The sequence below is a fragment of the Occallatibacter sp. genome, assembly GCF_049582745.1.
Lineage (GTDB): Bacteria > Acidobacteriota > Terriglobia > Terriglobales > Acidobacteriaceae > Telmatobacter.
Map to the genome: position 1 here is coordinate 12617 of NZ_JBAUUO010000012.1, position 20636 is coordinate 33252.

15 protein-coding genes are annotated in these 20636 nt (G+C 58.6%); 8 read left to right on the top strand and 7 right to left on the bottom strand.

What is annotated here, in order from left to right; all coding sequences use genetic code 11:
- The first annotated feature begins 63 nt into the window (after nucleotides 1-63).
- The 3 genes from WCA10_RS01430 to WCA10_RS01440 all read left to right on the top strand — a co-directional run bounded on the left by WCA10_RS01430 (nucleotide 64) and on the right by WCA10_RS01440 (nucleotide 5182).
- Nucleotides 64-3468 (top strand): carboxypeptidase-like regulatory domain-containing protein, encoded by a 3405-nt coding sequence (locus tag WCA10_RS01430; protein WP_472820695.1) that lies wholly within the window; start codon nucleotides 64-66, stop codon nucleotides 3466-3468.
- A gap of 117 nt (nucleotides 3469-3585) precedes the next feature.
- Entirely contained in the window at nucleotides 3586-4347 is a 762-nt protein-coding gene (locus WCA10_RS01435; RefSeq protein ID WP_472820696.1) for a copper homeostasis protein CutC, read from the top strand.
- A 43-nt stretch (nucleotides 4348-4390) separates the two neighbouring features.
- Entirely contained in the window at nucleotides 4391-5182 is a 792-nt protein-coding gene (locus tag WCA10_RS01440; RefSeq protein ID WP_472820697.1) for a DeoR/GlpR family DNA-binding transcription regulator, read from the top strand.
- On the opposite strand, the gene WCA10_RS01445 is transcribed toward WCA10_RS01440, so the two are convergent.
- Nucleotides 5179-6573, bottom strand: a complete 1395-nt coding sequence (locus WCA10_RS01445; RefSeq protein ID WP_472820698.1) for an alpha-L-fucosidase — start codon at nucleotides 6571-6573, stop codon at nucleotides 5179-5181. The genes WCA10_RS01440 and WCA10_RS01445 overlap by 4 nt on opposite strands.
- 107 nt (nucleotides 6574-6680) lie before the next feature.
- Here WCA10_RS01445 and WCA10_RS01450 point away from each other — a divergent pair, with 107 nt between their 5' ends.
- Nucleotides 6681-7130 carry a MarR family transcriptional regulator gene (locus WCA10_RS01450; protein ID WP_472820699.1) on the top strand — a complete coding sequence of 150 codons (450 nt, stop codon included), beginning with the start codon at nucleotides 6681-6683 and terminating at the stop codon, nucleotides 7128-7130.
- Complete coding sequence (locus tag WCA10_RS01455; RefSeq protein WP_472820700.1) at nucleotides 7127-8761, top strand: chloride channel protein; 1635 nt, start codon at nucleotides 7127-7129, stop codon at nucleotides 8759-8761. Before WCA10_RS01450 ends, WCA10_RS01455 begins: the two co-directional genes overlap by 4 nt.
- A 9-nt stretch (nucleotides 8762-8770) precedes the next feature.
- Here the strand turns inward: WCA10_RS01455 and WCA10_RS01460 are convergent, their stop codons facing one another.
- The gene (locus tag WCA10_RS01460; RefSeq protein ID WP_472820701.1) at nucleotides 8771-11245 is read right to left on the bottom strand and encodes an ABC transporter permease; all 2475 of its coding nucleotides are present in this window, start codon (nucleotides 11243-11245) and stop codon (nucleotides 8771-8773) included.
- A 208-nt stretch (nucleotides 11246-11453) separates the two neighbouring features.
- On the opposite strand from WCA10_RS01460, the gene WCA10_RS01465 reads away from it, so the two are divergent.
- On the top strand, nucleotides 11454-14306 hold the full coding sequence (locus tag WCA10_RS01465) for a glycoside hydrolase family 31 protein (RefSeq protein ID WP_472820702.1): 2853 nt from the start codon (nucleotides 11454-11456) through the stop codon (nucleotides 14304-14306).
- A 91-nt stretch (nucleotides 14307-14397) separates the two neighbouring features.
- Here WCA10_RS01465 and WCA10_RS01470 read toward each other — a convergent pair whose 3' ends face one another.
- From WCA10_RS01470 to WCA10_RS01485, 4 genes are all read right to left on the bottom strand, one after another.
- Nucleotides 14398-15210: a DUF899 domain-containing protein gene (locus WCA10_RS01470; protein ID WP_472820703.1), complete on the bottom strand. Its 813-nt coding sequence runs from the start codon at nucleotides 15208-15210 to the stop codon at nucleotides 14398-14400.
- Nucleotides 15211-15381: 171 nt separating this feature from the next.
- Nucleotides 15382-15918, bottom strand: a complete 537-nt coding sequence (locus WCA10_RS01475; protein ID WP_472820704.1) for a DinB family protein — start codon at nucleotides 15916-15918, stop codon at nucleotides 15382-15384.
- A gap of 60 nt (nucleotides 15919-15978) precedes the next feature.
- The gene (locus tag WCA10_RS01480; RefSeq protein WP_472820705.1) at nucleotides 15979-16440 is read right to left on the bottom strand and encodes an SRPBCC family protein; all 462 of its coding nucleotides are present in this window, start codon (nucleotides 16438-16440) and stop codon (nucleotides 15979-15981) included.
- The gene (locus WCA10_RS01485; protein WP_472820706.1) at nucleotides 16437-16817 is read right to left on the bottom strand and encodes an ArsR/SmtB family transcription factor; all 381 of its coding nucleotides are present in this window, start codon (nucleotides 16815-16817) and stop codon (nucleotides 16437-16439) included. The genes WCA10_RS01480 and WCA10_RS01485 overlap by 4 nt, the downstream gene beginning before the upstream one ends.
- A gap of 111 nt (nucleotides 16818-16928) precedes the next feature.
- On the opposite strand from WCA10_RS01485, the gene WCA10_RS01490 reads away from it, so the two are divergent.
- On the top strand, nucleotides 16929-18572 hold the full coding sequence (locus tag WCA10_RS01490; protein ID WP_472820707.1) for an alpha-L-fucosidase: 1644 nt from the start codon (nucleotides 16929-16931) through the stop codon (nucleotides 18570-18572).
- A gap of 53 nt (nucleotides 18573-18625) precedes the next feature.
- Here WCA10_RS01490 and WCA10_RS01495 read toward each other — a convergent pair whose 3' ends face one another.
- A complete protein-coding gene (locus WCA10_RS01495; RefSeq protein WP_472820708.1) occupies nucleotides 18626-18925 on the bottom strand; it encodes a hypothetical protein in 300 nt (99 codons plus the stop codon).
- 146 nt (nucleotides 18926-19071) lie between these two features.
- Here WCA10_RS01495 and WCA10_RS01500 point away from each other — a divergent pair, with 146 nt between their 5' ends.
- A complete protein-coding gene (locus WCA10_RS01500; protein WP_472820709.1) occupies nucleotides 19072-20583 on the top strand; it encodes a glycoside hydrolase family 32 protein in 1512 nt (503 codons plus the stop codon).
- The last annotated feature ends 53 nt before the right edge of the window (nucleotides 20584-20636 follow it).

Below are 20636 nucleotides of genomic sequence, written 5' to 3' on the forward strand. Positions count from 1 at the left end.
CTCTAAATGATTGATAGAGGCATATGCCCCCAACATCTGCACCAACTTTCCTGTGAGGTCTCAATGAGAAAAAGTCTGTTTCGGATCGTCCTAGGATCTGCGATCACGCTGCTCGCACTCACGCCGGCAGCGATCGCCCAAGTGGTAACTGGCTCTATTACCGGCGAGGTCACCGATCCCAGCGGAGCCGTGGTCGCTGGAGCGCATGTAACCGCCCATGCGCTTGCAACCGGGATCGATACCTCTACCACCACCAATGCGGAGGGACAGTACCGCATCGAGTTTCTACCCATCGGCCGCTACACCGTGACCGTGCAGGCCACCGGCTTCGGGACCGCCACGGTGCCGGAGTTCTCTCTTGAGGTGCGGCAGACTGCAAACTTCAATATCAAGCTGCAAGTCGGAAGCACAAACACCTCGGTCAACGTCTCTGCCGCTGCACCCATTCTGCAGACTGAGAGCCTCAGCGTCGACAGCACCTTCACCGCGAACACAATCGCCAATCTGCCCCTCAACGGGCTCGACTTCTCGGCGCTCACTCTCTACGTTCCCGGCTCGGTCGACACCGCGGGAGTCAATGGTCCCACGAGTTTCGAGCGCAGCACCTACTACACCGACACGCCCAATATGAATGGCAATCGAGCGCAGGCCAACAACTACACGCTCGACGGCATCGACATGAACGAGACCTACAACAACTTGATCTCCTACAGTCCGGCGCCCGAAGCGCTGCAGGAAGTCCAGGTCATCACGGCCAATTCCTCGACCGACTATGGCAATGTGAACGGCGGTGCGGTGGTCGCCGTTCTCAAAAGCGGCACCAACCAGTTCCACGGGGCGGCTTACGGCTACGCGCAGGATTACCGGTTCGACGCCAACTCCTACGGCAATGGCCAATCCAACCCCGTCACGCCCATCAACCCCTTTTCCTTTGCTCAATTCGGGGGCACAATCGGCGGCCCCATCATCCACAACAAGCTGTTCTTCTTCGGCAATTATCTGGGATCGCGCTGGCACCGCGGCGGCACTGGACAGGCCAGCGTAATGACCCAGGCCATGCGCAACGGCGACTTCTCAGTTCTGCTCGCCGGTGCCAATCCCATCCAGCTCTACGACCCGCTGAACAACTTCGCGCCCTACGCAAACAACCAGGGTGTACCGATTGTGAATCCTGTTGCGAAATTCCTTTTCGCGAACCCGAAATACTACCCGCTGCCCAATGCAACACCCACCGACGGAATCGTGCAGAACAATTACCTGGCACCGTCGCGCAGCTACAAGGCGAACAATCAGGGTGACGTCAAAATCGAATACGACCCTCGCTCAGCCGACAAAATCACCGGCTTCTATTCCATCTCTCACGCCTACGACGGGTCCACTCCCGTGCTTGCGATCAGCTTTCCGGGAATCAACCTCTATCCCACCTGGATCGTGGGGTCTAACTGGGTACACACCTTCTCGCCATCGCTGGTCAATTCAGCGCGGATCGGTTTCACGCGAACAATATGGAACCAGGGCTTCCCGCAGGACCCCACCGGCGCCTTCGGCACTTCAGGCAATTCAAAAGTCGGCATTTCGTTTCCTGGCCAGAAATACAACGGCTTTACCAACCAGGGAATCAGTGGCGGCATCAGCGGTGTCGGCACATCGGCTTACAACGGCGGCGTCGTCGACAATACATATAGCTACATCGACAACCTGACCTGGCAGCGCGGTCTGCATTACATCAGCATCGGAATCGAAGCTCGCCGCTACCAGAACAACTACCCCACCGGCAACAATGACGGCTATCTCGGCTCACTCAACTACAGCGGCGCCTTCACCTCGAATGGCAACGGCTCCGGCGGCTACGGTGGCGCGGATTTCGTGCTGGACCGCGTATCGTCGGGAGGCGTTACTCTGGGCAGCGTCAACGTCGGCCAGCGCCAATGGCGTACGGCCGGCTTTGCGCAGGACAACTACAAGATCCGTCCCGACTTTACGTTGATCTTCGGCCTTCGCTACGAATTCGACGAACCATGGGTCGAACAAAGCGATAGAACCGGAAACGTGAACCTGACGACTGGTCAGATTCTCTATGCCGGCCATCTTCCTCCAGGCGCTCCTGCAGGATCGGGACTCTGCAGCAATCTGGCCTGCTACCGGCCCAACTATCGCCAGTGGATGCCCCACGTTGGATTTGCCGATCAGGTCAACGACCGACTTGTTGTTCGCGCCGGATACGGAGCCACCGGCTTCTACGAAGGCAACTCCTTCAATCAACGCCTTACGGCAATTACACCATTCCTGCAGGCTGCAGGATTCACAGTTAGCGCACCGACCACAACCTCAGTGCCCACACCTAACACCGCGGAAGAGGGCTTCACCAACCCCGACACCTCCATTCAATACAGCGCTTCCAACAACGGCTATACCGTTTATCCGCAAGACATCCAGCCTGCGTACGTGCAGGAGTGGAACCTGACCGCTGAATATGCTTTGACCCACACCGCGACCTTGCAGGTCGGCTACATCGGCGAAAAGGGTGACCACATTGAAGATTACGGGAACGTCAATCAATGGAAAGTCAACAATGATCAGACGTCCGCCCCGTTCTACAACAACCAGTACCTCGGGGTAAATGGAATCGACCCTGAACTCGGCGTCGGTGGAAGCGGCGGTCTCCTGATCACCGAGTCGCGCGCGATGATGAAGTACAACGCGATGCAGGTCGTCTTTCGCGAGCACCTCAACCACGGCCTCGAATTCACCGCCAACTATACCTATGGCCAGGCGCTGACAAACAGCCTCGGAAACTACGGGCTCAATGTCAACGGCTTCAGCGGTGCGTTCCAGAACTACTATGACAGCGGCGCCGACTATGGTTCGGCTGGCTACGACGTACGGCATAACATCTCAGCAACAGCCGTGTATGCGCTCCCAGTAGGCCGCGGAAAGGAGTTCCTCTCCAACGCCAACACCCTGATGGATGAGGCAATCGGCGGATGGAAGATCTCCACCGGCATTGTGGCGTACTCCGGCTTCCCTGAGACCATCTCGGGGTCTGGCAACAACTCCAACAGCTACGGGGTCTCACGCGTCAACCAGTACCGGAAGCTCAAGGTTTTCGGTCGCTCCAATGAGAACTCGTTTGGCACGGATGCTTCCGCGATGCCATGTACCACCGCCGGCGTCGATAACGGCGCATGCGCCTTCGGTGTTCCGGCTTCCAACACATTCGGGACTGAACACCCCGGTGCAGTGCGAGGCCCCGGATACCACAACGTGGATCTTTCGATGTTCAAGGACTTCCACACCTGGCGAGAGCAGACCGTCGGATTCCGGTTTGACGCCTTCAACGCCTTCAACATGGTGAGTTACGGCAATCCGGACACGGGGATTACGGACTCCAACTTCGGAAACGTGTCTTTTCAGGGAGTCCGCTCAGTCGAGCGTCATCTGCAGTTCTCCCTCAAGTACTCGTTCTAACCTGCCGGCTGCCGCCCACCTTCCGCGACAGCCGGTGTAAACCATTGGACCTCGAATTCACACGCTCTAACCTGTTTTCAAGAGAACTGCTGACGTGGGAAAATAGGCACACTTATCATGAACCTTGAAATCTGTGTCGATTCAGTTGAATCGGCGATCGCTGCAGCCAGGGGCGGTGCAAAGCGAATTGAACTTTGCAGCGCTCTGAGCGAAGGCGGTATTACGCCGAGCACCGGCCTCATCAGCGCGGTGCGCTCAGCAGTCAAGATCGATGTATTCGTCATCATTCGCCCGCGCGGCGGCGACTTTGTGTACTCCGATCCGGAACTGGATGTCATGTACAAGGACATTCTTGAGGCCAAGGCACATAAGGTCGACGGCGTCGTTCTTGGCATACTTACCGAGGCTGGTGCCGTTGACGTTGCACGCGTGCGCCAACTGATTGAAGTGGCCCGCCCCCTTCAGGTCACCTTTCATCGCGCCTTCGATCTCACCCTGGACATGGATCGAGCCCTGGAAGACGTGATCGCCTGCGGAGCTGATCGCATCCTCACCTCCGGCGGCAAACACGATGCTATGCGGGGCGCGGCGAAAATTGCACAACTGCACAAGAAAGCCGGTGATCGCATCGGGATCATGGCTGGCGGCGGCATTCGCGCTTCAAACGTGCGCACTGTCGCCCTGATGACGGGCGTTCGCGAGGTTCATACGTCGCTCAGCAAAGACGTAGAAGCAAAGCCCTCCGACGGCGGTGCGGAGTTCGGAGCGCGACTCAACCCTCACAAGAGCTTTCGCGTCCTCGAGCATGATGTGCGCGCATTCAAGACGGCTCTCGATGCAATTGCTGTGGAATCCAAGCAGGGTGCCCGCTTACAATAGCGCAGGTTTCAATCCAGTCTCGTTTCCAGCGCAGCGTACCGTTATGTCATCCAAGACAGATAAACGAGCCAAAGAGATTTTGCGGCTGCTGCTGAATCAGGGCAAAGCCTCTGTCGACGAACTCACGTCGATCCTCGGCATTTCGCCTGCAAGTATTCGTCGCGACCTGGTTCGACTGGAAAGCCATGGCCTGGTCACCCGCACCCACGGTGGCGCTATGCTGGCTGGAAGCGGCAACGCTGTCTACGAGCCCTTTCGCTTCGATGCCTCGTTCCAGGTTCGCGAAGACCGTTTCGCCGCGGAGAAGCAGCGCATCGCACGCGCAGGAGCGGCCCTCATCCAGGAAAACGAAACTATCGGCTTCGCCGCAGGCACCACCACCACGCTGGTTGCCCGCCAGCTGCTGCATCGCAAGAACATTCAGATCGTTACGAATGCCGTGAATATCGGCATGGAACTGAGTTCGACCGCTCGCCTGCAGACCATGCTTACCGGAGGTAATTTGCGCTGGGCAGGCGCGTTTTCGCTGGTGGGTCCCGCCGCCATCGAGGCGCTCGCTCTCGTGGTGATGGATCGCCTCTTCCTCAGCGCGACAGGAGTCGACGCTGAACACGGCGCCACCCTCATTCAGCCCGACGAAGCTGCGGTGTTTCGCGCCATGGCCCGGCAGGCTCGCCAGATTATCGTGGTGGCTGATTCGAGCAAAGTGGGCCGCGTAAGTCCAGCCGTCGTCTGCCCCGCAAACGACATCGATCTGCTAATAACGGACAATGGAATCTTGGAAGAAGCCACGCGCGCGTTCGCCGCAGCCGGCGTAAAAATCATGGCCGTCTAGCGCCGTCCGTTCTCCACAGGTTTTTGAGTGCCCCAGTCGTAAAGCTGAAACTCCCGGATGTGCGCCTCAGACGTGCTCGAAAGAATATTCAGGCGAACGCGCTGCGCCGTCACCGGTTGAAATTCATCAATCTTCTTGTGGCCGATCGCCTGGCCCTCTGCGATTCGCTTCCACGCCTTGTCCGTATCGCTCCAGACTTCAATCGCGTATTTCTGGATGTGCTGGCCAACATTCAGCCACTCCATCGTGACCGCATGATCGAAGGTAATGGACCGATCGAAGTCAATCTCTTCCACAGAACTGTGCGATCCTGCAGGCGACGACCAGAATGTATCAGTATTCCCGTCGAGCGCCGCCTCAAATCCATTGCTGGTGCGATGTTGCCGGAGCGCAAGATTGTTCTCTCCCCGTTTGCGAAGCGCCGCGCCGAACTCCTCCAGCCGCTTCACATCCGAGTCCGGCAGAAGCCCGCGATTATCTGGCGCAACCCCCAGCATCAGCTGTGCTCCGCGCCCCACAGTCTTGTCGTACGTACCGAGCAACGTGTCGAGGCTCTTCAATGAGGCTTCATCGTTGGGATGCCAGAACCAATGCAGATTACGCAGCGGCGTGTCGGCCTCCACGGGACGCCACCGCCGATATCCGTGTCGATCGATCACGTTCCAGTTCTCATAGTTCACAATGCCAGCCTCGTTCCCAACCCAGCGCGCATCGCCATATTCAAACAACCCCGTGTCCGCAAAGACAACTGTATCCGGCTGATATGTTCGCAGGGTCTCGATAATCTTCTTGAAGTCGTAGACGTGCCCCGCGCTTCCCGCTCCATCCAGCCAGAACTCAACCAGGTCGCCGTAGTTTTGCGCCAGTTCTTCCAGTTCCGCGTTGTAATACTTGTCGTACTCCGCCGAGTCCTTGTACCGCGGTTCGTGCCGATCCCAGGGCGACAAATAGATTCCGAATTTGAGCCCGTACTTCCGCGCCGCGCGCGCCACATCACCAACCACGTCTCCCTTGCCGTCCTTCCACGGGCTGCTCTTCACGCTGTAACCCGTTTGTTCGGTGGGCCATAGGCAAAAGCCATCGTGATGCTTCGCAACCAGCACTACATACTTCGCGCCTGAGTCGCGGATCGCCTTCATCCACTGGTCGGGATCAAACTGCGTGGGATTGAACACCGAGGGACTCGCCGTACCATCGCCCCATTCGCGATCAAGAAACGTGTTGGTGGAGAAGTGCAGAATAACGCCGAATTCCAGATCCTGCCACGCAACCTGGTAAGGAGCAGGCCGAATATCTCCGGCCGAATCCTGCGCCGCTAAAGTCAATCCAATGCCGGTCATCGCAACAAGAAGCCATGCAAGCCTCACGCACTTCCCTGCTCCCAGATCCATCGAGTGCTCCTTAAGCCATTAATAAATCAAGAGTAGTTTACGCGGGCGGCGGCAGGTGCCCTGTTGCTATTTCATGCATCATATATATATCGTGATACGATATATATATGAAACCCGATCTCAATTATGCGGATCACCTGCTCGTCACGCTGGCAGAATTTCGATTTGAACTCCGAAAATTCCTCCAGTTCAGCGAAAATGCGTCGATCGCCGCGGACCTGCAGCCTCAGCAGCATCAACTTCTGCTCCAGGTCGCAGGAGCCGCCGAAGGCACGCCCGTCACAATTGCCTACGCTGCGATCCGTCTCGGCCTCAGGCACAACAGCACTGTCGAGTTGGTCGATCGCTCCGAACGCGAAGACCTGATCGAACGAACCATCGACAAGAATGACAAGCGTCGCGCCATCCTCCATGTGACGCGCAAGGGCCGGCAAGTCCTTCACAAACTCTCTGACGATCACGTGCGGGAATTAAACGAAATGGCTCCGAGGCTGGTCCGGGCCCTGCGGCGCGTGCAACTTCATTCGAGTACCTCCCTTGCCCAGGAGGCACTGTGAGATCAAGGCCATCGGCTCTCCGCGACTTCACCGTCGATCGCCGCACCTGGTTTATGTCGGCCGTCGCGGTCGTCATCGGCGCCGGCGGAGCGGCTCTTGCCGTCCTGTTGCTGCGTGCCATCGCGCTGGCAACAAACATCTTCTTTTATCACCGCCTGAGCATCGCCATGGTCGGCCCCGCTGGGTCGACCCAACCACACGCAACGGTGTTGTTCATTCCAGTCATTGGTGGCATTCTCGTCGGCCTGATGGCGCGTTACGGCACCGACAAGATTCGTGGCCACGGCATTCCCGAAGCCATTGAAGCGATCCTCCTACGCGGTGCTCGCGTCGAGCCTCGCGTCGCCGTGCTCAAGCCAATCTCCGCAGCCATCGCCATCGGTTCCGGCGGCCCGTTTGGCGCAGAAGGGCCCATCATCATGACCGGCGGAGCTTTCGGCTCCCTTGTCGCGCAATGGTTGCGTCTCTCCGATGCTGAACGCACAACCCTCCTGGTCGCTGGAGCCGCCGCTGGCATGTCGGCAACATTCGCCGCGCCCATCGCCGCCATCCTCATCGCCGTAGAATTACTCCTCTCTGAATGGCGGCCGCGCTCGCTTGTGCCAGTCGCCGTAGCAAGCGTCACGGCAGGAGCATTGCGCATCTGGTGGCTCGGACCTGGTCCCCTGTTCCCCGTGGATCTACCATCAAACATTCACCTCGAGCAATCGCTTTTGATTGCGGTTCCGCTCGGAATCCTCGTCGGGCTCGCTGCCGCGGGCCTGTCCCGCCTGATGTATGGCCTCGAAGACGCCTTCGAGCACTTCTGCGGACGCGTTCACATTCACTGGATGTGGTGGCCGGCCATCGGCGGCATCGGCATTGGCATCGGTGGATACTTCTTTCCCCGCGGCCTTGGCGTTGGCTACGACAACATCGCCGAGTTATTGCGCGGCAACGCACCCGTCGCGTTGCTGCTTGGATTGGTAATCGCCAAGTCGCTGATGTGGGCCTTCTCGCTCAGTTCCGGAACCTCGGGCGGCGTGCTTGCTCCCTTGTTAATGATTGGCGCAGCGATTGGAGAATCAGCCGCGCATCTCGCGCATCTCCCCGGCCAGACGCAGGCGCTATGGGCATTGATGGCCATGGGCGCCATGCTCGCAGGCGCTCTCGGTGTTCCCCTGACTGCGGTGCTCTTCTCGCTGGAACTGACGCACGCGCTACCCGCAATTCTGCCGTTGGTGCTTGCCTGTACGGCATCGTACCTGGTGACTTCGCTCATTATGCCGCGTTCCATCCTCACGGAGAAACTCGGGCGTCGCGGATACCATCTGTCGCGCGAATACGGTGTCGATCCTCTGGAACTGCTCACCGCTGCCGAAGTGATGTCAGAGCTGCCACCGGACGAGGAAGTGACTGTAGGCGGTCCCGATCAACTCCCGGAGACCTATGTCTTCTCCGACGAAACCTGTCGCGCTGTCGCGGAAGAGATGGCCACCACGGGACGGATGAGCCTGCTGGTCGTCGATCGTGAGACGAATCGCTTGATGGGAACCGTGGGCGCGGCCGAATTGCTCGCCAGCCGCCGACGCGCTGTCCTCCGCGAATCCGATCGCAGCGTTGCCTTTCAATTCGATTTCCCCAAACCGTAGGGCTCTCCGCTAAACTGCGCGCAACGCATCCACAGGGTCAGAGGAAGCGGCGCGAACCGCCGGCAACGCCGACGCAAGCAAAGCCACAGCGATCATCACCAGAACGCTCCCGGTATAAATCAGCGGATCTGTCGCACTGACATTGAAAAGAAATGCGCTCACGATATGCGAGACGGCAAAAGACCCCAGCAGGCCCAGTCCACAACCAATCAGCGCCAGCCTCGCCCCGTCCAGCAGAACCAGCCGCGCAATATTGCCGCGCTGCGCACCCAGCGCCATGCGAATCGCGATCTCCTGCGCGCGAATTGAAATCGAAAACGCGACAACTGCATAAATGCCGGTAATCGCGAGCACAAGGGCTCCAAGTGCGAACACCGTGATCAGATCCGTGTTGAAGCGGCGCGGGGCTTCCACATTCTCGAGCACTGCAGACATCGACTGCACTTGTTGCAAAGGAAGCAGAGGGTCGATTCCGGCAACCGTCTGGCGCACCGTCCGAATGATCTGATCTGCAGGCAGCGTAGAGCGGGTAACAATCAATCCTCCAGCTGGATTCAGAAGATTTGGGGAGGGGTTAACCCCCTCGAGTATCGCCGGTTGTTCGAACGGGAAATACCATTGGTCCTCGTCGGGAGTATCGAGAGCGCCAATCTTGGTATTAGCCACAACTCCCACAATCGTCGCCCATGGTAGCCCCTTGTTGGGATTGCCGACGTGCATGCGTTTTCCAATCGCGCTCTGGCCCGGCCAGTAGTGATCGGCCATGGATCGGTTGACGATTGCCACCAGCGGTGCGTCGGCGCGATCCCGCTCATTGAAAGTCCGACCCTCCAGCAACGCGATTCCCAATGATTTGAAATAGTCGCCGTAGACCGGGCCGAAGGCCGCAAACTGCAGTTTCCAGCTCGCGGTCGGTTGGCCTTCGATCGTGTACGCCGCTCGCCCGAACGAGTCAGACCCCGGCACAAGATTGCTGATGCCCACGTCGACAATGCCCGGCTTGCTCGCCAACCGCGCAACAACCTCGCGATTGAAATTGTCGAACGCGGAGTAGGTCTTGTATTCGTTCAGCGGCAATTGAAATCCGGCCACCAGTACGCGATCGGGCTTGAAACCCGGATCGACCGCGAGCATCTTCTGATAGCTGCGCAGGAAGGCGCCGCATGTCGTCAGCAAAACCAGGGCAATCGCAATCTCCGCTGCGATCAAGCTGGACCGCAGCCACGCATGCGTCCTGCCGCCTGAACCGGCCCTTGCGCCATCCTTCAGCGTGTCGGTGATGTTGGCCCTTACGGCGGCGAATGCCGGCGCCATGCTTGAAACCACTCCACTCACAATTGCAAGCGCGAGCGCGAAAAATGCAACCCCGCCATCGATGGAAACGGAATCAATACGCGCAATCGAATCCGGCAAAAATCCAAGTGAAGTGCGGACCGCAATTGCAGCCAGCGCAAAGCCCAGCAGCGCTCCCGCGGTGCTCAGCACAATCCCCTCAACCATCGATTCGCGAATGATGGTCGACGCCCGCGCACCAAGCGCCAGCCGTACCGCCGATTCGCGACGGCGTCGAATGGCGCGTACCAGCAGCAGCACCGCAACATTCACGCATGCAATCAGCAACACAATGCCGACGGCGACAAACAGAGCGCGCAGAATGGGCTTCGTCTCGCCGACAACGTAATCATGCAGCTGAGCCACATCTCCGCGAATGCGAATTTGCGTCATCGTGGCCGGATAGTTACGCATGATTTCGTGGGCTACCCGGTCCGCATCCTGCGCAGCGGCTGGCAGGGCCACACCGTCTTTCAGACGCGCCACGATGTGATATCCAAAGAACCCCGCTGCCTGCTCTGAAAGCTCGTCTGGCGTCAGGCTCAAAGGCACCCATAGTTGCGGTTGGTTCAGCCGCCCCGCGTCAAGAGGAAATTCGAAGCTGCGCGGCATCACACCGATAATCGAGTACGCCTTGCGATCGAGTTCAATCGTAGTTCCCAGCACCCGTGGGTCCCGATGATAGCGATTCTGCCAGAGCGCATCGCTGATGATCGCGACCGGTTGACGCCCTTCATCTTCCTGCCGGTTGAACACGCGCCCGAGCTGCGGTTGAACGCCAAGTGTAGCGAATGTACTCGCGGTCATCCTGGCGCCGGAAATCTCCTCAGGGAACTGCCCACCCGACAACTCATAGGTGCCGAGTGCGTATCCTCCCATCGAGGAAAATGCGCTCGCAGATTTCGAATAGGTGCCAATGTCGCGCGCTGTCACCGGCGTACTCACGCCGTTCCAGATGCGATCGCCCAGAATCACCAGTCTTTCTGGATTTGGAAACGGAAATGGCCGTAGCAGAATGCCCTCTACCAGCGAAAACACCGCCGTGGTAGCGCCAATGCCCAATGCCAGCGTCAGTACAGTCGTCAGCGTAAATGCGGGCGATTTGCGCAACTGCCGGAGCGCTAAGCGAACGTCTTTCAAGATAGCATGCATTGGGTCTCCTTATGAAAGCCCAACCGGAACCGCATTCTGAAATCGTAGAGCAACGAATGCTGCACGTCACCCAAAAAACCTGACTCCACTAATCAATGAGATCAAACTCCAACCTCGTCTATTAGCGCCTTGGGCAGACTGGTTTTGTATCCCACCGTCCGCCCTCCGGTGGTAGCCTTCCCATGGACTAAAAACAGAGGAGAAATCCGTGCGTACTTCTTTTTTGCTTCACTTCGCCGCAATCGGGTTCGTCGTCAGTTCAACCATCGGAATGTCGGCGCAGGCGCCCCAGCAGGAAGCGATAACGCATGCACCGGGACAACCGCTAATGCAAACAGCAGCTCCGGCAAGCATGCAGCACACACCGCGGGGGGCCGCCGATGATCCGGTTGCCGATCCAAAGGCCGTTGTCGTGACAGGCAATGCAAGATTCACCGTTCTCACCCCGGAGTTGATCCGCATGGAGTGGGCCACGGATGGCAAGTTTGAAGACCACGCCTCATTCGTCTTCATCAACCGGCGCCTACCCGTCCCCAAGTTTTCAAAGGATGAAGCGGATCACAAGCTGACTATAAAGACGTCCGCTTTCACACTCATATATGACGCATCGGCCGGTCAAAATGGCCGGTTCACCTCCGAGAATCTCTCCATCGAGCTCACCGTAGATGGCAAGCCGGTAACATGGCATCCCGGCGAAACGGACCCCGAAAACCTGCAGGGCACAACGCGTACACTCGATGGGGCGCTTGGTTCCAAAACACGCGAACCGATTGAGCAGGGCCTCGTCTCCCGCTCCGGCTGGGCGCTTGTAGACGACTCGACAAGGCCGCTCTTCGATTCTGCAAACTTCAGCTTCAAAGAAGGCGAGAAGAGTCCCTGGCCCTGGGTCATTGAACGCCCCACCGGCGAGCGACAGGATTTGTACTTCTTCGGCTACGGCCACGACTACCGCAAAGCCCTCGGCGACTACGTCAAAGTTGCCGGCCGCATTCCGATTCCGCCGCGCTTCGCCTTCGGCACATGGTGGTCGCGCTACTGGGACTACAGCGATCAGGAGATTGAAGAAATCATCCGTGGCTTCCACGAGAACTCCACGCCGCTCGATGTGTTCGTAATCGACATGGGCTGGCACATCAGCATGGAACAGTTGAAGGCGATGGGCTATGGCGATAAAAACAACGAAGATCAGTCGCACCATTTCCTTGGCTGGAGCGGATACACATGGAACAAGGAGCTCATCCCTGATCCGGAGGGATTTCTGGATCGGCTGCATGCGAATCACCTGAAGACGAGCCTCAATCTGCATCCCGCCTCCGGCATTCAGCCGTGGGAGGCATCGTATCCGGCGATGGCCAAAGCTATGGGTATCGACCCGGCAACGAAGCAGTATGTTCCCTACGACATCACCAACAAAAAGTTCGCAGAAAACTACTTCAAGCTCGTCCTTCATCCGCTTGAGAAACAGGGCATCGATTTCTGGTGGCTCGACTGGCAACAGGAGCAAAACACCAAGATGCCCGGCGTCAAGCCAACCTGGTGGATCAACTACGTGCAGTTCACTGACCAGGAGCGCGAGGGCAAGCGTCCAATCCTCTTCCATCGCTGGGGCGGCCTCGGCAACCATCGCTATCAGATCGGCTTCTCCGGCGACACTGTCTCTGTCTGGGATTCGCTGGCCTTCCAGCCCTGGTTCACCGCAACCGCAGCCAACGTCGGCTACGCCTACTGGAGCCACGATATTGGCGGCCACATGCCTGGCGCGGTCGATCCCGAGTTGTTCACCCGCTGGGTCGAGTTCGGCGCATTCAGTCCCATCCTGCGTACCCACACCACCAAGAATCCGGAATCGGAGCGGCGCATCTGGGCCTATCCTGAGCCCTTCTCGTCCATTCTTCGTGCAACCTTTCAGTTGCGCTATGCCTTGCAGCCCTACATCTACACTGAGGCGCGGCGAACATACGACACTGGCATCGCATTTCTGCGCCCTCTCTACTACGACTGGCCTGAGGCTAACGAAGCTTACGACAATAAGGATGAGTATCTCTTTGGCGACCAGATGCTGATTTCACCCATTGTGACTCCGGGCGACAAAGCCTCCGGTCTTGCGACAGAGAAGGTTTGGCTACCCGAAGGCGAATGGATCGAATGGCCGACCGGCAAGCACTTCACCGGGCCAACTTCCGCCGATCGCAGCTTCTCGATCGAGCAGACGCCCGTTTATCTCAAGGCCGGAGCCATTGTGCCCATGCAACCGGAGATGAGCTACACCGGCGAAAAACCTGTCGATCCCCTCATCGTCAATGTTTGGCCCCTCGATCCCGGGACCGCTTCGAGCTACACACTCTACGAAGACAACGGTGTCGCCGAAGAGTATCAGCACGGTGTCTTCACGCACACGCCCATCAAGGCTGCGCAAACCGGCGACACGCTGCGCGTTGAGATCGGCCCGGTTGAAGGTAGCTTCACAGGCATGCTGAAAGATCGTGGCTACACCCTGAAGTTGCCCGCGGACTGGCCGCCCGCATCGGTCACGGTCAATGGCGTTGCCGTCAAGCAGGCTGGCCCCACCGGCAAAGGTGGCTGGAGCTTCGATGGCAATTCGCTCACGACCATCATTCCAGTTGAACGCCTGAGCACCTCATCGAAGGTCACGATCGAAGTTCGTCGCGCCGCCGGCCTCATAGCCCGCCGCAATGAACTCGACGGCTTCAATGGTGCGATGGCACGCTTGCGTGAAACTTACAACGCGCTCAACACGACTTCGCCAGTTGCCGCACCACCCGACCTCCTGATCGACGCGATGCAGACTGGAGACCGCATCGGCTATCACCCCGAAACCGCGCAGAAAGAGATCGCGCACTTCCACGAAGTAATGCCGAAGGCCCAGACCACTGTGAATACTCTAGTCAGCGAAGGCCAAAAACGCCTCGATGAGTTCGCCAAGCACCCACCGCGGCACGAAGAGGGTGCAACCGCCATGAAGGCCGAGATACAGAAACGTTCCGACGCATTGGCCCGCGCCGAAAAACTTGCCAGCGACGCCGGCAAGTCGCAACCGTAGCAATAAAAACGGGGCCGTGGACAGGCATTATCCACGGCCCTGCTCTATCTTCGCGATGTCTCGGCTTCGCGGGGAGCAGGAACGAATCGCGCTACCCATGGTGCTCGCCAGAGCAGCACGATCCCGCTTTCACCGTCTTCGGCTGCTCGTATTTCTGGTTCGGATCGACAAAGTATCCGCCGTCATACTTGTCGTGATGGCGAACCCACGCCATCGAGTGCGCCATTCCTGCTTCATCCCGTCCCTTCGGCACAAGGTCCAGGAAGTTATACGTCCCAATCAGGATGTCGAGCCCGCGTGCATACGTCGAATACGTGTGGTAGATCTCGCCGTCCGCATCCTTGACGAACACGCTCGCTCCCGGCCGTTCCTCGCTGGGAAAGCTCGTGATGGCGTAGTTGTAATCGGCCGTCCCTGTCCCCTTCTCTGCCGCGGTTGCCGAAACGTGATAGCCGAAATTGAAGTCCGAACCAAACGACGATGCCCAGTGGAATTTCCATCCCATGCGCTCCTTGAATGCATCAATCTCCGCATATGGAGCGCGCGAAACCACGGCGAGCGTCACGTCGCGATGCGCCAGGTGAATCGTCATCCCATCGAATTGATCGGAGATGTACGAGCAGCTCGGACATCCAGCCGCCCACCCCGGGCCAAGCATGAAGTGGTAAATCAGCAGCTGGCTGCGCCCGTCAAACAGATCCGCGAGGGTCTCCCTGCCGCGGGGTCCTTCAAATACGTAATCCTTCTCGATCTTCTCCCACGGCAGTTCGCGGCGCTGCCGGCTGAGTTCGTCCCGCAGTCGCGTAAACTCTTTCTCTTTCGCTAGAAACGCCTTGCGCGCTTCAATCCACTCGCTGTGCGATACCACCTTCTCGAGCTTCGGGGCCGTTGTCATCGTGGCCATGTTGAACCTCCTTCGTGTCGGTCGTTTTCGTGAAGATTTGTCGATTCGCTCTCCGCAGCATCTTGCCGGTAAAGAGCGCTGCAACGCCGCCGGCTCCGGAGGCGCTCGCGGCCACCACGGCAGCGGTAGCAAGGCAGAACGGGCACATAGGCTCCTCCTCGACGATCCGGATCAGCCTCTCTGCATGAACAATGGCGGCTCGTCGGCGCTCGGTCCCCAGCTCGCCGGTACAGGAATATTCAGGATGCGCAGGTAGACGCTGAACTGGCCGCGATGCTGGTAAATGTGGCTGAACATCACGTCGCGCAGAAACAACCCGCGCTCTTGCGCCAGCACTTCCTTCCCGTCTGCTATCAGGCGCCACGTCTCGGCCATCTCCGCATCGTCAATCGTGGGGAGAATCTCGCGGACCGCAGCCGCGCTTTGGTCAAAGGCGTGCAGAATTTCCTGGCAGCTCGCCGGCTGCGGAAACGTAAAGTTTGGAGCTTGCGCGGGGTTGGTTTGCACAAAGCGGACAAGACCGCCCGGCGTAGATGCGATGTGGAAGGCCAGTTGGCCCGCCGTCATGGATTTTTCGTGCGGCTTCCAGGTCAGTTTGTCTTCCGGGAGCCGTTCGAGGAACCTGCGCGTAATGGGTTCCTGCGTTTCGAATTCCGCAAGCATCGCCTGCGCAATGGATTCACCGATGAGCGTTTGAGTAATCGACATAGGGACCTCCTTGTGTCCTGGGGGAAATTTCTTTGCCTTCGATCGTCCGGCAGTTCAGGGTTACTTCGTGATCGAACCTTCCGCGCGCTCGCGCACTTTGCCGTGGATGTAGCTCCATCCGCCGACAACGCCCTTGCGGTGATCTTCCTGAACCAACCCAAATCCGGAATGACGGAACTTGATCAACGTTCCACCCGGCTCTTCACTCAGCCTGTACTGCACGTTGTTGGTCACCGGGTGCGACATCATCAGTGGCCCGCAAAATTCCAGCAGCGTTGGCCGCTTAATGGCCTGCACATGCGCCCAGAAGTGCCCGTTGTCGCTGCCGAGATCGCGATACCAGCGTCCGCCTGGCCAGGCTTCGAGAACCATGGGCATCGGCCCTCTTTCACCGACCTCGTTCCCGGGACCGAGTTGTTCCAGCAGCGCGGCGAAGGTGTCCTCCAGCGATGCGTGCACATGAATCTCCTGCTCCACGAGCAAGGTCAGATCCTCAATAGCGGTAGTAGCGTTAACGATCATTGACCCTCCTTTGTGTCTGGGGTTTTGCCTGATTCCGTCGCCCTGCGGGCAGCTGCAAGTTTCTCGGCCCGCTCCTTCACACGATTCAACTGGTGGCTCCAGTAGCGCTCAAACTCCGACGCCCACTCGTGCAACGGCCGAATGCCCTCTGCATTTGTCTTGTACAGCTTCTGCCGCCCATTGCACCGCATCCTTACCAGCCCCACGTCCCGCAGCACGCGCAGGTGCTTCGATACGGAAGGCTGATCGACGCGCAGTACGGCCACAATCTCGTTCACCGAGTGCTCGCGGTCTGCCAGCAGCAGCAGGATCTCCCGCCGTCGCGGCTCTGCTACTGCATTGAACGCATCCGAGGTTGTCGCCGCTCGAGCCATCATGAAATCAAATATATTCCCATATCGGCATATGTCAAGAACTTTTTCCAGAGAACTTGTAATCGAAATGAAAGCGTTTGCAGCGCCCTCTCCAATCAATTACGATTCCCGCGTATGAAAATCCGTCAGTTTCTTCTCCCTGCAATTTTTACCGTTGTCTTTCCCCTTCTTTTTGCCCAGGCGCCTCCGCCGGCATCTGATCCTCTCGCGCCAACGCAGGACGTAAAATCCGCCGAGCAGATCGATCGCGAATGGCAGCAATCGGTGAGCAAGTACGACGCGGAGCGCAATCGGCTTGTCGCCGAAGCCGACCGCCAGGCACACGATGGCCCCTACCGACCCGATTGGGCCACGCTGATCAAGTATCAGCAGCCGCAGTGGTACAAGGACGCAAAATTCGGCATCTTCATCCACTGGGGCGTCTACTCCGTTCCAGCCGCTGAGAACGAGTGGTACCCGCGCAGCATGTACGACGAAAAGAATGGCGCCTACAAAAACTTCAAACAGCACTTCGCGAACGGCGACGATTCAAAGGGCTACAAGGATCTGATCCCACTCTTCCGCGCCGAGCACTTCAACGCCACTGAATGGGCACAGCTCTTCAAAGCCTCCGGCGCGCAATATGTGGTTCCTGTTGCCGAGCATCACGACGGCTTCTCCATGTACGACTCCCACCTCTCCGATTGGACCGTCGTAAAGATGGGACCGAAACGCGACACGCTCGCCGAACTTGCTGCCGCCGTGCGTGCTGAAGGTCTGCATTTCGGACTCAGCTCCCACCGCGCGGAACACAACTTCTTCTATTCCTTCGGCCGCACCACCCGCTCCGACGTCAACGATCCGAAGTACGCATCTCTCTACGGCCCCGCGCACCAATGGTTCGCCGCACCGGGAGACGCGCACGGCCTCGACGACGATTGGACATACGTCAGCGACGCCTGGACGCGCGACTGGCTAGCGCGCGACACCGAACTCGTTGAGAAATACAAACCCGAGATCGTCTACTTTGACTGGTGGATCGGGCAGCCCAACTTCCGTCGCGCCGTCACCGAATTCACAGCCTTCTACTACAACTTCGCCGCCGCCCACGGCTACACCGGCGTCGTCGATTTCAAGGATTACTCACTCAACTGGAAGTCCGGCACGCGCGACTTCGAGCGCGGACAGCAGGATCACATCATCGCCGATCACTGGCAGACCGACACCTCCATCAGCAATGCATCGTGGGGATACATCGAGCACGACACTTTCAAGTCGCCCGAATTCCTCGTCCATCAACTCGTGGACATCGTCAGCAAGAATGGTAATCTGCTGCTCAACTTCGGCCCTCGCTCCGACGGGACCGTACCTGAAGAAGTCCGCACCACGCTGCTCGAGATGGGCGCATGGCTCAAGGTCAACGGCGAAGCTATCTACGCCACCACGCCGTGGAAGATTTTCGGCGAGGGGCCAACCGAGGTAAAGGGTGGCGCTTTCCACGACACCGACGTCAAGCCGTACACGCCCGCCGATTTTCGCTTCACGGCAAAGGGAAATACCGTCTACGCCATCGGAATGGCCTGTCCCACCGACGGAAAAGCAAGCATCCATGCACTCGGAAGCGCACACGAAGGCGGTTCCATGCCCGTAGGCAACGTTGAGCTGCTCGGCTCTTCTGAGAAGGTCACCTTCAATCAGGCTTCAGACGCGCTTGAAGTCACGCTCCCGCCAGGAGCGCCATGCAAATATGCGTACACGCTGAAGCTGACAGCAAAATAAATCATGCGGCGAGCCCTGGGCTCGGGCAGGCTCGCCGCGTGTGCAGTCAACATCTACCGATAACCCTGGCCGCGAAATGCTCGTTCGTACCCGTCGTGAAAGCCGTGACGGTATTCATCCACCGCGCCCCTCGGTACAGGCGGATTGCGGAAGTCGCCGTGCCTATCTGCGTCAGGCCTCCAGCTTTTCGACATATCGTGGCGGCCTGCTTCAAATCCATCGTGAAACCCACGCTCCCCAAATTGTTCATGCGCTGGAGCGTACGGTGCTGAGTAGTATGCCCTCTCGTGCTCGGCACAGCCGGCAAGTACAAGAGGAAGTGTCAGTAGAGCAATTGCAAGTGCTTTACGCATAGTGGACCTCGAATATAACTCGGCACCCGACACGACGGTGGAGTGCTTCTCCAGTTGAAACACCTCACCTGCGGAACTGTTGCGCTGCTATCGCGAAACTTTCGGCACCGTGCGCGGCGTTATAGTTGCAGGGGAGACTCTGCCGGATGAAGCAGCATCGGCGTCAGTTCTTGAAGTCGCTCGGTTTGGGAACGGCAACCGGGATCCTGCTGGCCCGCGGCCAAAGCGCCGCGCTCTCAGCCCCACTTGCCGACATCGCGCACGACCCTCTCCGCCCTGAGCTTCACCTGATGCCGCCGCACAACTGGATGAACGATCCCAACGGCCCCATCTGGTGGAAAGGCCAGTACCACCTCTTCTATCAGCTCAATCCGCACGCCGCCGTATGGGGCGACATGCACTGGGGCCACGCCGTCAGCCCTGACATGATCCGCTGGCGTCATCTGCCCATCGCACTCGCTCCAACGCCGGGCAGCGCTGACAGCGAAGGCTGCTTCAGCGGATCTGCTGTTGTCTTCGATGGCAAGCCCACCTTCATCTATACCGGCGTGCAGAATGCTCCGCCCTCCGAAACCACGATCCACGACGGCAACGACAAGCTCCGCGAAACGCAAATGCTCGCTGTCGCTGAAGACGATCAACTTCTCAATTGGAAGAAGCTCGAGACACCCATCATCGCAACCCCGCCGCAGGGCATCTACGTCACCGGCTTCCGCGACCCTTGCCCGTGGCGTGAAGGCGACGCCTGGTATCTGGGCATTGGGTCCGGCGAGCGCGGTATCGGAGGCTGCGTCCTGCTCTATCGCTCTCACGATCTGCGGCACTGGGAATACTTGCATAAACTTGTCCAGGGCAAACCAAACGGCCTGGTCGCCGTCAATCCCTGCGACAGCGGCGAGATGTGGGAGTGTCCTGACTTCTTCGCCGTAAACGGCCATCACTGCCTGCTCTACTCAACAGAGAACCAGGTCTTCTGGACGACTGGCGAATACGACACGCTCCGCCACCTCTACATCCCCATGCGCACCGGCGTGCTCGACCACGGCTCCTACTACGCACCGAAAAGTTTTCTCGCTCCCGACCGCCGTCGCATCCTTTGGGGATGGATTCGCGAAACGCGTCCCGAAGCCCAGTTCGCCCCAGCCGGATGGTCCGGCGCCATGTCGATTCCCCGTGTACTCACAATAAACAGTGACGACGAACTTGAGATGAACCCCGCCGTCGAGGTCGAAACCCTGCGCGGCGCGGAAGAGTCATCAACGTTGCAACCTGGCGCTCCACTCAAGCAAACCCTGACTGCATTCCGGAGAGAACTCCTAATCTCAATCGGTGACGCGAAGCCGAAAGTCGCGGTTCGCCTCCTCACACAGGGCAGCGTGGTCTGGGAACTGCTGCTCGATGCTTCCGCGCATCTTGTCACGTGCGGCAGCATAGAATTCGCGCTCCCTTCACGACTAAAATCCGACGACGTCCTTCGCATCTTCATCGATGCATCCGTGATCGAATCATTCATCGCGGGCCGCGAAGCGCTCACCAGCCGCGTCTACACCCTCCAGCCAGCCAAGACCGAGCTTCAGATCGAGCTGATAACGGAAACAGCTCTCAAAGTCAGACAATGGCCCCTCGCCGCCATCTCTCCCGACCGTCTGACGACCTGACGATCCTCGTCCATTCCGGATTCGCTCGGTTATAGTTGGCGAAGCACTATTCC